The 13,666-nt window shown below is 49.3% G+C and carries 6 protein-coding genes; 4 read left to right on the top strand and 2 right to left on the bottom strand.

Annotation, left to right across the window (positions count from 1 at the left end):
• The first annotated feature begins 69 nt into the window (after positions 1–69).
• Positions 70–7,545 carry an AAA family ATPase gene (locus tag ACOMG9_RS20780; protein WP_494529330.1) on the top strand — a complete coding sequence of 2,492 codons (7,476 nt, stop codon included), beginning with the start codon at positions 70–72 and terminating at the stop codon, positions 7,543–7,545.
• Positions 7,546–7,788: 243 nt separating this feature from the next.
• On the opposite strand, the gene ACOMG9_RS20785 is transcribed toward ACOMG9_RS20780, so the two are convergent.
• Positions 7,789–8,874 (bottom strand): IS630 family transposase, encoded by a 1,086-nt coding sequence (locus tag ACOMG9_RS20785; protein WP_494530400.1) that lies wholly within the window; start codon positions 8,872–8,874, stop codon positions 7,789–7,791.
• A 192-nt stretch (positions 8,875–9,066) separates the two neighbouring features.
• On the opposite strand from ACOMG9_RS20785, the gene ACOMG9_RS20790 reads away from it, so the two are divergent.
• Genes ACOMG9_RS20790 through ACOMG9_RS20800 form a run of 3 tightly spaced genes read left to right on the top strand, consistent with a single transcriptional unit; the run spans position 9,067 to position 12,934 of the window.
• Positions 9,067–10,110 (top strand): PDDEXK nuclease domain-containing protein, encoded by a 1,044-nt coding sequence (locus ACOMG9_RS20790; protein ID WP_494529331.1) that lies wholly within the window; start codon positions 9,067–9,069, stop codon positions 10,108–10,110.
• Complete coding sequence (locus ACOMG9_RS20795; RefSeq protein ID WP_494529332.1) at positions 10,107–12,158, top strand: type I restriction enzyme subunit R domain-containing protein; 2,052 nt, start codon at positions 10,107–10,109, stop codon at positions 12,156–12,158. Before ACOMG9_RS20790 ends, ACOMG9_RS20795 begins: the two co-directional genes overlap by 4 nt.
• Positions 12,158–12,934 (top strand): M48 family metallopeptidase, encoded by a 777-nt coding sequence (locus ACOMG9_RS20800; protein ID WP_494529333.1) that lies wholly within the window; start codon positions 12,158–12,160, stop codon positions 12,932–12,934. Before ACOMG9_RS20795 ends, ACOMG9_RS20800 begins: the two co-directional genes overlap by 1 nt.
• Before the next feature lie 178 nt (positions 12,935–13,112).
• Here the strand turns inward: ACOMG9_RS20800 and ACOMG9_RS20805 are convergent, their stop codons facing one another.
• Positions 13,113–13,520, bottom strand: coding sequence for a type II toxin-antitoxin system HicB family antitoxin (locus ACOMG9_RS20805; protein WP_494529334.1), 408 nt, complete (start codon positions 13,518–13,520; stop codon positions 13,113–13,115).
• Between the last annotated feature and the right edge of the window lie 146 nt (positions 13,521–13,666).

Below are 13,666 nucleotides of genomic sequence, written 5' to 3' on the forward strand. Positions count from 1 at the left end.
TATTATTTGAAGGTCGAATAATTAAACAGTTTTAATGCAATCCTTCAGATGGTAGTAGTGAGGTTAACTATGGATGGTCAGATTGGTGGAGAAATTAACAAATCCGTTCCGGCTAGGCCAGCCAGGAGGTCAGGGCAGGATTTAGATTTACCATCAAACGTCAAAGCTGTCTGCTCTGGTCTCAATTACCAACTGAATCTATCGCCATCTCAGATTATGACACCTGACAGGACGAGAACCGTATCCTCAACGGATTCCCCGCTCCAAAAAAACCCTCATGCCTTCGATTTCCGTTTTGTCGCCAGTGATGATGAGGTTCGTCAGCTTTTGGCTGACCAGACCTGCGATAAAAATCGCGATGTCACGCTTATTTCCCACCCTGATGACCTTGCACAGGCTAACCTGGTGAGCCGGTTGACCATTGCCGGCAATGGTCGCCACGCTTTGCGCCCAGGCAAGCTCTTTGAAGGTTCACAGCCATTGACCCTGGTGATAGATATCCGAAAACTCACCAGTGAGGATCTGCCAAAATTTAACGATCTGCTGGACCCGGATAACCCCTGTCTATACGACAAGGTCAGCCAGAAGAAACGCCCTCTGGGAGAGCATGTTTCTCTGCTGGTTCTGGCAGCCCCTGAACAATTGACATCGGTTGGCCAGCATGACGAGGCACCTGCGGCCGGCGCTCCGGCGGCCGGCGCACCGGGCGCTGACTTCTGGCGGCGAATTAACCGACCGGGCAATACCTGGCAGTTCGAGGCTGAGACTGGCAATGAACCATCGATGGACATTGACCGGGCCCCACCGCTATTGCCTGAATTCCCCAGTGCCGAAAACGCCATGGACGACGACACTATCCTGGTTATTGACTGCCACTTGCACAACAACTGGCGACAATTACTGCTGGGTGCTCCCGGTGTCGATCAACAGGGGCGAATCCAGCACATTCCTGGCAGGCTTGAACAGTTGACATCCGGACAACGGGTGATACTGAAAGGCGCCGACTGGCAGGATCTGACCTTTGAACAGACCATTCGACAGATGCTGGTGCAACAGTGCTTTGAGAGCAATGGGGAAGTCTGTCCATTACCCAACGATGTTCAGTTTTATCAGATGCCGGTGGGGAAGGACGAGCTTCATTCGCTGTTCCAAAGTCAGTCTAAAGAGCACGCCGCAGAAAACCCGATCATCATTAACCAGCGGAATATCACAGAATGGCTGAGCCCGATTGCCATTACGCCTGAAGGCTATGCAATCCCTAACACCTGCCTGTTGGAACAGGTTAAGACGGGGCGTATCGTCACCGTAACATCTCCACTTACTGAAGCCCTCTGGTTTCGTTTGCTGAGTTCATTGCAAACCCTTCGCGAGACCACCGGCCCGGAGCCCCGACTTCAGGTGGCTCATACAAGACAGCAGCCAAAAGCCCTGGGATTGGCAGAAAACGATGGGCGCTTTCTGTCCAACCTGCATGAAAAAGCCAGGGCCCATGCCACCTTTGATACCATCACTTACCAGCAACATGCCCAGGCCAGTCATTGGATTAATCATCAGCCACAAGCCCCTCTGGTCATTCAGGTCAATGAACAGACTGGCTTCACTCAGCTCTTTGATAATATCCATATCGCCTCGGAACAAAAGGCGCATTTCAGACGATCTCAGAGTGAGTTGCAGGAGGCATTAACCGCTGGCAAACCCGTGGTATTCAGGGGACTGGAAAGTAATCCAAGGCTTCAGCAGCTTCTGGAACCCCTGGTTATTGGGCAACCTCTGTTGGTGAATGGCCAGTTGCAGGCCTATCCACGAGCTCATGTCACAATACTCTGGCCTGAGTCTGTGAAAAGCGCCTCTTCAGTATTTCATGGGATGGTCGCCACGGGTAAGTCCTGTCCTGAGCTCGATCTCTGGGATATCAATGCCCGCAGGCATGGTATCGTCCGGACTGAGCTGCCAGAACAAGCGCTTAAACAGCTTTACAAAGCGTTTAAAACCGTACCTGACCTCCTTTGCAGCCCTCTGCCTGAAATGACCGAAGGGCTGTTGAATAATCTGATACTGGCTGCTCGTCGAGCACAGCAGGTTGACCACTCCCTGCAGCTCCTGCCCCGCCACTGGCGCAAGGCCATCAATAGTGTCATCACCCATGGCATCCGGCAGCATCCGTCCGTGCGGGATTTTATGAAAGTGGCCTGTTGGCACTTGTTACCGGATAAGACGCCGGACGAGGATCAAGCCGCCTCCGCAGACCCGGATCAGTTAGCTGCCATCATCAATAGCGACCCGCGACTGGATAGAGAGTTTGTCAAACGGAACCTGTGGCAACTGGCCCGAGCCTTTGACCCGGCAGTATTTATAGGTACCGAATTACAACTGTCCTATGAAAGTCCATTTCCAGAGTCGGGTGAAAAAGAAGTTATGGACAGGCTCTGTGCCATGATCCTGGCCCACGCGCCTGAAAAACAACGAGATGCCATAGCGTATCAGTTGGCAGTCGATCCGGCGGCAACAAAGCCCTGGCAATCCTTAGCCATCGAGCCAACAAGACAGATTAAACGTTTGCAAGATGCACTGGCTTCTGGCTGGCACTTACCTTTGCACTCAGGGCAGACTCGATCCGATGCCATCCACGGTCTGGCCAGCGATTGTTTTCATAGGGCCAGAACAGCGAGTTCTGAGGCAGAAGGCACTGAACGCATAGAAAATCGCCTGTCTGAATCACTGAAATGGACGGGTTCCGCTGATGAGCCTCTGTCTGCACTGGCCCGGGATCTTTATCATGGCGTGACCAATCAGAAGGATCGTGAAAGTCGTCGATTATCCCGGCTCCATGACCGGCTTAAAGACTCCCCCGTTATATTCCTCGAGGGAGAAACCGGCACTGGTAAAAGCTACTTTTCCGCCAAAATGGCAAAGGCTTCAGGACAGGCTTCGGTCATTTCTCTTGGACCTTCTGACAGCGAACAGACCCTGATGAAACGCTGGCAGTGGCAAAAGCATGCCGATGGCGACCGCTCTATGGCGCAGCAAAACCGGGCATTGATGAAATGGGCCAAGACCGAATCCAACAAAGACGGAGTATACATCACCCTGGTGCTGGATGAGGCTAACCTGACCCAAGCCGGATTGCTGGCGTCATTGAACGGCCTGTGGGAACCGCAACCCTGCATCTATGTGAATGGTCATCCTGTCAAGGTCAGCGAAAAACACCGGGTAATTCTCACCGGCAACCCCGATCATTACGCCGGGCGCCAAATGGATCCGACCCTGAAAGAGAAACTGCCCAGAGCTTATTACCCGCGTTTGGATCAGGCTTTCCTTCGGGACAGAGTAGTGGAACCGGCTTTGCTCAGTCAGTTACAACGGCATCAAATAAACGACATTGCACACATTGCCAGCAAGAGTGTGATGGCACTGTGGCAATATTATCAGGAGCTGTTGCCCGAGCATGAGTTTACTCCCAGGGATTTAACCGACATCTGCAGCTGGGTGGGTTGGTATCTGGATCGTGCGTTATCCAAAGGCGACAGTGCCAGCTGTAAGCAAGTGAACAGTTTGATCCAGCAAAGTTTCCGGGATGTCTTGGGTCCCGAAATCAGCGAGACTCAACAGGATGCTCTCTCAGCACTGGAAATCTGGTTTGCTGCCCGTTACGAACTGGACAACACCCTGCGAGACAGAGTTCATAACCACACCCTGCCAGATATTCTGCAGGACTTCAGAACATTGACCAAAGAAATCCGACCTGAGTTTGATACCTCCGGATCGGCAGTCATTGATCTGGCGCAAGGGCTGGGACAGGATTTAAGCCGCTGTCAGCAGGCTTATCATCACGACAGAAAACACGGCGGTCGTCAGGCAACGCTGATTGAAGGTCCGGCCGGACGGGGTAAGGATGCCACGCTGAATCTGATGATCGAAAGTGTCAAACAGCAAGCTAAAGAACGGGAAGAAACCATGCCAAAGGTCTTTCCCCTGAATGCCTGTGATTGTTCCTGGGAGCAACTGTGTGAAGTGATCCAGAAAGCAAAAGTAGAGGGCGGCATCGTGGTAATTTCAGAAATGAACCTGATCGACAGCCAGCATCTGGAAGGTGAGTTAAACGACATTCTGGCCGGTGACGCCCATCCGGGTTTCCACCTCTTTGCCACCATCAACCCTCCTGAGTACAGCGGGCGAAAACCTTTGTCACCGGCGCTGAAAGGGCGCTTCAGACATTTGCCCATCCGGCAGTACAACCCGGCAGAATTACAGACCATTGCCGGGAAAGTGTTGCCAGAGTCCTTAGAAGGGACATTCGTCGCTAAAAAGCTAACAGAAAAACATTGTCTTTTAAGGGCTCACCTGCAACGCAAAAAACTGCCGTTACAGCCAACCAGTCGTGATTTACAAAACGTCGCCAGGGCTGTTATCAGAGCAAGGGATTTTACCGAAAACGGACTGAATCAATGCTTCCAACGGCACTACCGGCTTTACCTGATGGCAGCCAGGCTGACGCTGGAAGAACTGCCCGGGTCATCGGCTATTGCCATAAGTAACGAAGCACTTGATACCAGACTTTGCGAATGGTTCAACCAAAGGGTATCAGGTATTGATCGACCCTGGTTGATACGACGCAGTTATTGCAACAGTACGGATGAAAAACGCCATGAAATTCGTATCAAAACTGATCTGAATGGTGAGGAAGCCAGAATGGAAATTATCAGGATGCTGGCACGTACCCGCTGGCAGACATCGGGTCTTTCAGTGAAACCGGATGAATCCGACGATATTCTCACCCAGACACTTTACCGACACTGGCAGCAACGCTGGTTTGACCGTGAGTATGGCCAGTTGGGCGTGGACGCTGATAGCGTATTTCCCCTCACGAATGCACAGAAACAAACGCTGAAAACGTCAACCAACCAGCCTTATCTTGAGGCGGCTGACCAGCAGATAAGGGCGTGGAAAGCCAGTGAAGTTCAATGGTGGCCTGCGTTCTGGCATCAGATCAGTGATCTGCTGAACCATTGTGTGAACGATCAGACTCACGAAGATATAACGATTGACGGTGATAACGCTCCTGAAGAATACATCTCAAAAGCTCGCGGGAAACAGGGTAAGACCCTGGACCGTGACACGGACTATGAGTGCAGTAAGAAGTCAAAAGTCGACGACTATAAAATTTTTGACACGGATTACCCTCGCCATATGTATCGCCTGCAGGCTGAGGATATTAGTGTATCTGCCGGGGGTGAGGTCGTGCTGACCGAAATGAGTGATCAACACCTTCAGGGGACCGAAACCCTTATACCCGAAGAGTTACCGGGGCGTAACCAGGAACTGACGTTAGCCAACAACCAAACACTGGCAAACTACAAAGCGCCATCAAGCAATGGTCAATATGCATTGCCCAGTCTGACGCCTGAAGACTATGTCGTGGCCCTGCGTATTGAACCCGCTTTGCCGTATACACTGCTCAGGGATCGATATACCGGGCTGCACACACTGTCAGTTCCCGAAGCCAAAGCCGGTCAGATTATTGAATTTACTTATGTCGTGGAACCCAGAGAGGCGAGCAAAAAAACACTGACTAAAAAAGTCCAGCCAGCACAATCAATAGGTTTTGACGCCCGCTGCTCCAAAGGTATGGAAGCAGTATTGAACAAACTGTTTGATGAGGTTGAACAACAACTGCCTGAAATAAAGGTGCCTTTGCAGGCAATAATGAACGCAAAAAGCACGACGCAACGCATTGAGGCGATCAAGGACTATTGCCAACAGTTCTCCGGTACCGCCGCAGCAGAGAGCAATGAAAATTTCTTTCAATTCCTGGTAACAAAACGGCAAGGAAGCTGTCGTCATCGTGTGCCTGCTTTTGTCGCTTTATGTCGCTACTTCGGGATTCCGTGTCGGAAAATTCGCAACCCTTCTCACGCCTTTGCCGAGTGTTCCATGGATAGAGGCCAAACCTGGAAGTCAGTGGATTTGGGCGGGGTGCCTTTAGAGGTAAGAAAATTCCCATCTGACTTTCAGCACAACAAAAAAGTCAGTAGTGATTTAAAGAAGGCGAGGGATCTCCTGCAGGGTCTTCTGAAGGGTGCTGATTCAGCACAACAACAAACTTTGGCTAAGACCTATGGTCTGAGCCTTGAGGAACTTAACAAGGTCATTGAGACAGGCGGCGCATTACCAGAAAAAAACCTGGATATCCGCGAAACAGTATTGAAGCTTTGGGAAGGAAAAGATTTAACCGGTTTCTCCCTTGGGATCTCAATTTTAGAGTCGCTGGAGACAAAAGCATTGACCTTTCGCGAGTGGCAACTGGCCGGTAAGTTTTTTTATCGCGATTGGCCTTCCAGGCCGATGTCGGCGGTTGTCAAAAAAATATTATCTAACGGTGATGAAGTGCGGATCATTGAACAACTCCAATCATTGCATTCAAAAATAATTGTTCAGGGTGGAGCAAACTACCTCGACTGGTTGGGCTCAATGGTGGATATACTTGAGGACACTGACTTGACCAACCCCTCGATTATTCGCTTTGCCCTTAAAGTTCTGAAATTGGGTTGGCTGGATCCGGATCCAGTGCCAAGGTATAGCCGCAGCATTATTATGCCCACTCAACATCACGAGCTGTTGATGCGTCTGAAAGGTGTCGAAGAACTAAAGGTTGAAGCTATGAATTGCCTGAAAATGTGGCATCAGACATTACTGAAAAGGGGGAAAAATAGCCATAACTGGCGGTCGATTTATAAAGACTTTCTGAGGAGAAAAGGCAATGACATGCTCGTCAGTCATTGTCACGAAGGGGCTTCGCCATCCCTTAATGATAAAATTACCAACCCATCTTTAGATACCGCCTGGACGGATGACCCTAAGGGTGTTCCGAATATAGAACGAATGCTGGTGAACCAGCCCGCATTTGTGCAGTTGCGCTCGGTCAGAGCCAGACACCGTCCGCTGATTATCCTGGGCCACCCTTTCCTGAGCAGCACATTAATTGATAAAAAAGCCCAGGACCTGTTGCAACTGAAAGCTAAGAAAAACCCTGATTTAAAGCGGTTATTGGAAAAAGTCAAACAGGATAATGTGGTCTCAAACCGAGGCTATATGAATGGTATTTACAACCACTACAGACCCATTTCTGAGTCTGGTGACGTGTTACACAAGGACGCAGAGTTTGCCAGTGATTTAGAGAACAAATGCAAACAGGCGATTCTTCAGGCCTTCTGTCATTACCTGTATGAATTGACACACTCGAAGGGTGGTCGTTTAACCTATTGTTGGGGCGATGCTCCTGTCCGGTTTGAGACTCATCGGAACCACTATGGCGCCCATGACCCATCTTCCCCGGAAGAGCTGTATGCCATGTTCTCTGAAATTGATCGATCCGAGTGGTTTGAGAAATCGGTTGATGATACCTACTTACGACAGACACTGGGCGACAGTAACGCCCTGGTACTCAGATCTGCGGAGCTGATAAAAATTACCGAAGAGTTTTTGAGCAGTGTGAATTTGAATTCGCTTTGTGACGCAGTGATGGACCACGTAGTAGCCGGATCGTGATGAATTTTTCGAGACCGGTGATTTCCTTTAATCAAGAGTGTTCATAATCATCAATTCATGATGCAAAAAAGCAAGAGATACGCATCACGAGAGCAGCAAAAACAAAATTGCATAAAATAAATACTGCATTTTTTATTAAACTATTACTATCGTACTGCAATACTCTCCTCAGACTTACGATCCAGACTCTTTTTATGCCAACAGAAAAAAATTGCGACTGTACTCAGTTCTGCTGATAGTGAGCTAGTGTAGTGCGTCGTTCTTTTTGCAACTTAACCGGCGATTAGCCCGAACGACTTTTTCTAAGATATCATTTGCCTTAGCAGTCCAGATAAACGGCTTTGGATTTTGATTATGCTTTTCAATATATTCATCAATCGCACTGACTAGCTGTGGCACACTGACAAACACACCACGGCGTAAACGCTGACTCGTGAGATCCCGAAAAAATCTCTCAACCATGTTTAACCATGATGCTGACGTTGGCGTAAAGTGCATATGAAAACGAGGATGTTTTTCCAGCCATTCTCGCACCTTCGGGTGTTTGTGAGTCGCATAGTTGTCGCAAATCAGGTGCAGCTCTTTGTCTTTTGCCGTTTCCCTATTTATCTGTTTAAGAAACTTCAACCATTCCACATGGGTATGACGCTGCTGGCACTGACCGATGACAGCACCATCAAGTACATTCAGTGCTGCAAAGAGAGTGGTTGTACCATGTCGTTTATAATCATGAGTCATTGTTGCGGCACGCCCTTTCTTCAACGGTAAGCCAGGCTGTGTTCGATTGAGTGCCTGAACCTGACTTTTTTCATCACAGCACAGCACCAACGCATGTTCAGGAGGAGACAGATAGAGTCCGACAATATCTTCAAGCTTCTCCACAAATTTCGGGTCTCGGGACACCTTGAATGTCTTTTCCAGGTGAGGCTTGAGGCCATATGCATGCCATATCCGGCGAACACTTCTCTCACTGATACCGCTAACAGCAGCCATAGTTCGGGTGCTCCAGTGAGTGGCATTTTCCGGAAGGGTGTTTGTGGTCAGACTCACAATCTCAGCAGCATCAATCTTCTTTTTACGGCCACTGCGAGCTCGATCCTGTTCAATCCCGGAGAAGCCTTCCTGAGCATATCGGTCACGCCAGCGGCTGACCTGATGACGACCGATCTTCAGTATTTGCGCAATCTCAAGATTGCTTTTTCCTTCTGCAGAGAGAAGAACAATCTGGGCACGGCGGGCCAAGCGAAGAGGGCAAGTATTTGATGAAGTAATCTTTCTGAGTCGTATTTCTTCAGAAGCATCAAGTATTATCTCTGTGGCAACTCGCATAGTAAAAACAGGCAGTGGTTGGAATAACATCCATAGTAGACCGTTAGGAGTCTTTATGTACTGTTAATTAGGTCGCACTACACTAGAACATCTGGAACAAAACTTGCCAATCTCAAACAAGAGAAAAAATCTCTGATGCAACAATTGCTAACGGGCAAGCGCCGGGTAAAAGTAAACTCAGGAGGTCGCCTGATGAGCGAAAGCCAGCACGACAAGCTGCTTAACAATATCCGTAAGCTGCTGACCCAAGGTCGCCAGCAGGTGGTGACGGCGGTCAATGCCGCCATGGTGCAGACCTACTGGGAAATTGGTTGCCTGATTGTTGAGGATGAACAGCAGGGCGAAACCCGTGCGGCTTACGGCAAAAAGGTATTAAAAAAGCTCACCGAAAGCCTCAGCCGGGAGTTTGGCAAGGGGTTTGATCTCACCAATCTGCGAAAAATGCGGGCATTTTACCTCTGTTTTCCAAAACGAGACGCACTGCGTCTCGAATTGTCATGGACCCACTACAGAGCACTGACACGCATCGAAAATGAACGGGCTCGCCAGTGGTATATGAAGGAAGCTGCTGAGCAATGCTGGAGCGCCCGTGCCCTTGAGCGCCAGATGGGGACACTGTACTACGAGCGCCTGCTGGCGACCCAGGACGGAAAGCACGGTTTGCAGCCTGTACTGGCAGAAGCCGAGCAAAAGACCTCGGTTCTGCAAGACACACCGCAGGACTACCTGCGTGACCCCTATATTCTGGATTTCCTCAATCTGCCTGCTGGTTCAGTTCAGGAAAATGAGCTTGAGCAGGAGCTGATCAACAATCTGCAAAAATTCCTGCTGGAGCTGGGCAAGGGTTTTGCATTTGTCGAGAGGCAGCAACGCATCAGCACAGACGATGGCGATTATTTTATCGATCTGGTGTTTTACAACTTCCATCTCAAGTGCTTCCTTCTGATCGACCTGAAAATGCACAGGCTCACCCATCAGGATGTGGGGCAAATGGACATGTATGTGCGCATGTATGAAGAGAAAAAACGCCGTGGGGATGATAACCCCACCATTGGCCTGATTCTCTGCTCCGAAGGCAATCACACTGTCGCCAAATATTCTGTGCTGAACGACAGTCAGCAACTGTTTGCTTCCAAGTACAAGCTGGAGTTGCCCAGTGAAGAGGAGCTGCGCCTGCAACTGGAGCAGCAGCGGCAGCGGTTGTTGAGCCAGATGACAGAAGAGAAAGAAGATTGAACTTGCCTTTAAGCCAGAATGATAAGTTCGGGACAGCCATCAAGCTACCGGATTGCTTCAACGACAGCCCGGATATCATTGTGCTGGTTGATGAAGGGCATCGGAGCCAGAATGGTGAAAACAATATCCGTATGCAGCAAACCTTACCCAAGGCGGCGTATATTGCGTTCACTGGCACACCTTTGCTGCAAGATGACAAAACTGAAAACAAGTTCGGTAAGATCATCCACTCTTACACCATGCAGCAGGCAGTTGAAGATGGCACTGTAACACCATTGTTGTATGAAGAGCGTATTCCTGAACTTTCTACCAATGACAAAGCCATTGATGCGTGGTTTGATCGAATCACCGAGAAGCTGACCGAAAAGCAGCGTTCAGACCTGAAAAAGAAATTCGCTCAAAAGGGACAGATTTATCAGACTGAAGGTCGGATTGAGTTGATTGCCCATGATATTTCCGACCACTTCCAGAACTTTAAGCAGCAGGGGTTAAAAGGCCAGCTTGCCTGCGACTCCAAGGCTTCTGCCATTCAATACAAAAGAATGCTGGATGAGATTGGCAAGGTCACGTCTGTTGTTGCCATGTCACCACCAGATACCCGTGAGGGGCACGACTGTGTTGATCAGGAGAGTACCGATCTGGTGCAGAACTGGTGGAAAGAAACCGTTGGCAGTCAGGATGAGAAAGCCTATACCAAGAAAATCATTGCAGAGTTTGGCGAGGAAGATGGGCCAGACATTATGATTGTGGTGGATAAGCTTCTTACGGGTTTTGATGAGCCAAAAAACACGGTGCTCTATATCGATAAGCCCCTGAAGCAACACAACCTGATTCAAGCCATCGCAAGGGTTAACCGCCTGCACAGCAAAAAGCAGTTTGGGTATCTGATCGACTACAGGGGCATTCTCAAAGAGCTGGATGCCACCATTGAAAAGTACCAAAACCTGGCGGAACGCACTCAGGGCGGATTTGATATAGATGATCTGAAAGGTCTCTATAACCGCATGGACACCGAATATAAAAAGCTACCGAGCTTGTATGCTGATCTGTGGGCTATTTTCGATAGCGTCAAGAACAAGCAGGATGGACAGGCTTTACGACAAGCATTGGCTCCCAGGATTGACACCGTTGATGGACAGCTTACGGATACCCATCTGAAAAAACGGGATGATTTTTATTCGGCACTCACCGCATTTGCCAACTGCATGAAGGTTGCACTGCAATCTGCGACTTACTTTGAAGACAAAAGTTTTGACCTACTATTTCCTGGAACCTATACCACTACCCGCCAGCATTACAAAGATACGCTGAAGATGATGTCGCAACTGCGTAAGCAAGTACGGGAGGATGCGGAAGAAACCGTCGATTACGATGAGTACACAGACGATATCCGGGCATTGCTGGATAAGCATATTGGCGGCGTTGAAGTCAGGGAGTCTGAAGGCGTTTATCTGGTTGGCAACATGGGCAAAAGCACCAAGCCTGAGGAAATGTCCGACGACGAAGCCCGGAACCAGAAAGATAAAATTACTGGCCGCATTAGCAAGATGATTGATCAGGATCTGGCTGATGACCCGTATGCACAGGAGTATTTCTCCAAACTGCTTAAGAAAGCCATTCAGCAAACCAGGGATATGTTCGACGCTCCGGTGAAGCAGTACCTGATCTTTGCTGACTTAGAGCAGCAGGTGAAAGAGCGAAGCGTTGAAAGTATTCCAACAGATCGGTTTGAATCTCTGGAACCCCAAATCAGGCAACACGTTCAGGCGTATTACGGGTTGTTTCTGAAGCAATTGGGTGAACAACTGCCTCCTGAAGGTCACGATACTCCATCGGAAGCTCAGTGCTTTGAGCATGCATTGAAAATTGATGAAGTGGTCAGGAAGTCTGTTGCCGAGTTCAGCATTAACCCACAGGAAATCGAGAACCAAATTACTATTGGCCTTCTGCCACTGCTGTTTGGTGATATCGGGATTGATAAGGCTCAGGCATTGATTACGGATGTTGTGCAAATCACACGGTCAGGTTTGTCAGGACTTAACAAATAATGGCATCCGTCGGTTCCGATGAACGTTCCAGGGAAGAGTACAGCTTTGTCTATGGAGATGAAGCTGTATCCTATGAGGTTGTCAGAAAGCCTCACCCTGAGGGAAAGAAACGAAAGATCAGTATCCGTATTCACCCCGAATGCCAAGTAATCGTCACTGCCCCTGATGATGCGGTCAACTCCGACATTCATGAGGCGGTCCTTAAGCGTTCAAAATGGATATGGAATGCCCTGATAGAGTTCAGAAGTCATCAAAAGTTCGTGCAGGACAAACAGTATGTCAGTGGTGAAATGACCTTTTACCTCGGCAGACGTTATGTACTGAAAGTGGTGGAAGATAAAGAGTCAACGGCTTCCGTAAAGATGGATCGAGGGAAGCTGCTGGTCACACTGCCACGGTTTGATAGCAATAAAGGCAAGCTAGTCAAAGGACTGCTTCAAGACTGGTATAAATACCGGGCAGAGATCATTTTTCAGGAGCGCTTAAACCACTTGCTGCCTCAAACTACATGGGTCACAGGCATCCCCGGTTTCCGCATTATGAAGATGCAGAAACAATGGGGTAGCTGCTCTGCAAAAGGTTCACTACTACTCAACCCTCATCTGGTGAAAGCCCCAAAGGAATGCATTGATTATGTCGTACTCCATGAGCTGTGCCATATCGCTGAACATAACCACAGTGAGCGCTTCTGGCGTTTACTGACGCAGGTTATGCCGCACTGGAAAGAAGTCAAAAGTCGTTTGGATGGGATGGCTGAATTGTACTTGAACGAATGAACTATTTTTTGCGGTGATTATCGAACAAGCGTAAAAACCCGTACTTTGAGAGGCTGTCAAAAAACTCTGATTCCCATGCTTTCAGGCCTTTGGGTCCCAGCGCAGGAACCCATACCCATCTCGCGCTGCAGAGTAGGCTTTTCAGGGGAGGTATGCATTCCCACGCAGAGCGAGGCTGTCAACCCATTGAGCGCAGCTTGGCGCGGGCAATTTCCTGAAGGAAACCAGAGCGGGTTCGGTATGCCGGGTCAGCTTCCACCAACTTGTCGATCTGCCGCAACAGCAGGACCGGCAAAGTGATGTTGATACGCTCTGACTTGCCCAGGAATGGCGTGATGTCGACATCCACCAATGCCCAGATACCATCTTCGTAGTCAGGGTTGTTCTGGTGGTCGGCGATGCGGCCTGCTTCAGGTATTGTTATTTCATCTTCCGCCAGGATCTCAAGATGGCCTTCGATGGCTTCTTTGACGTTTGCCAGGGCTTCTTCGATGCTGTTACCGGCGGAGAAACATCCTCTGATGTCCGGCACCATTACGCCATAGCTTTCGCCGTCGTCTGTATGCAGAACTACTGGATATTTCATGGTTACCACCTCCGGGGGGTTCATTATGCCTTTTTGGGCCGCTGCGGTTTCACCCGGCCCGGCACCTCAGTATTCATTAACAACCTATACACTCATCCATGACTGGGTAGCACTGACAACTAACGTTATAGTCCACTGGATAGCAC

The organism is Endozoicomonas sp. PH6C (assembly GCF_059322965.1).

Excerpts from the sequence above, each read along its gene's own strand:
- ACOMG9_RS20780 (WP_494529330.1), top strand. The coding sequence starts at position 70 with ATGGATGGTCAGATTGGTGGAGAAATTAACAAATCCGTTCCGGCTAGG.
- ACOMG9_RS20785 (WP_494530400.1), bottom strand. The coding sequence starts at position 8,874 with ATGCGAGTTGCCACAGAGATAATACTTGATGCTTCTGAAGAAATACGA.
- ACOMG9_RS20790 (WP_494529331.1), top strand. The coding sequence starts at position 9,067 with ATGAGCGAAAGCCAGCACGACAAGCTGCTTAACAATATCCGTAAGCTG.
- ACOMG9_RS20800 (WP_494529333.1), top strand. The coding sequence starts at position 12,158 with ATGGCATCCGTCGGTTCCGATGAACGTTCCAGGGAAGAGTACAGCTTT.
- ACOMG9_RS20805 (WP_494529334.1), bottom strand. The coding sequence starts at position 13,520 with ATGAAATATCCAGTAGTTCTGCATACAGACGACGGCGAAAGCTATGGC.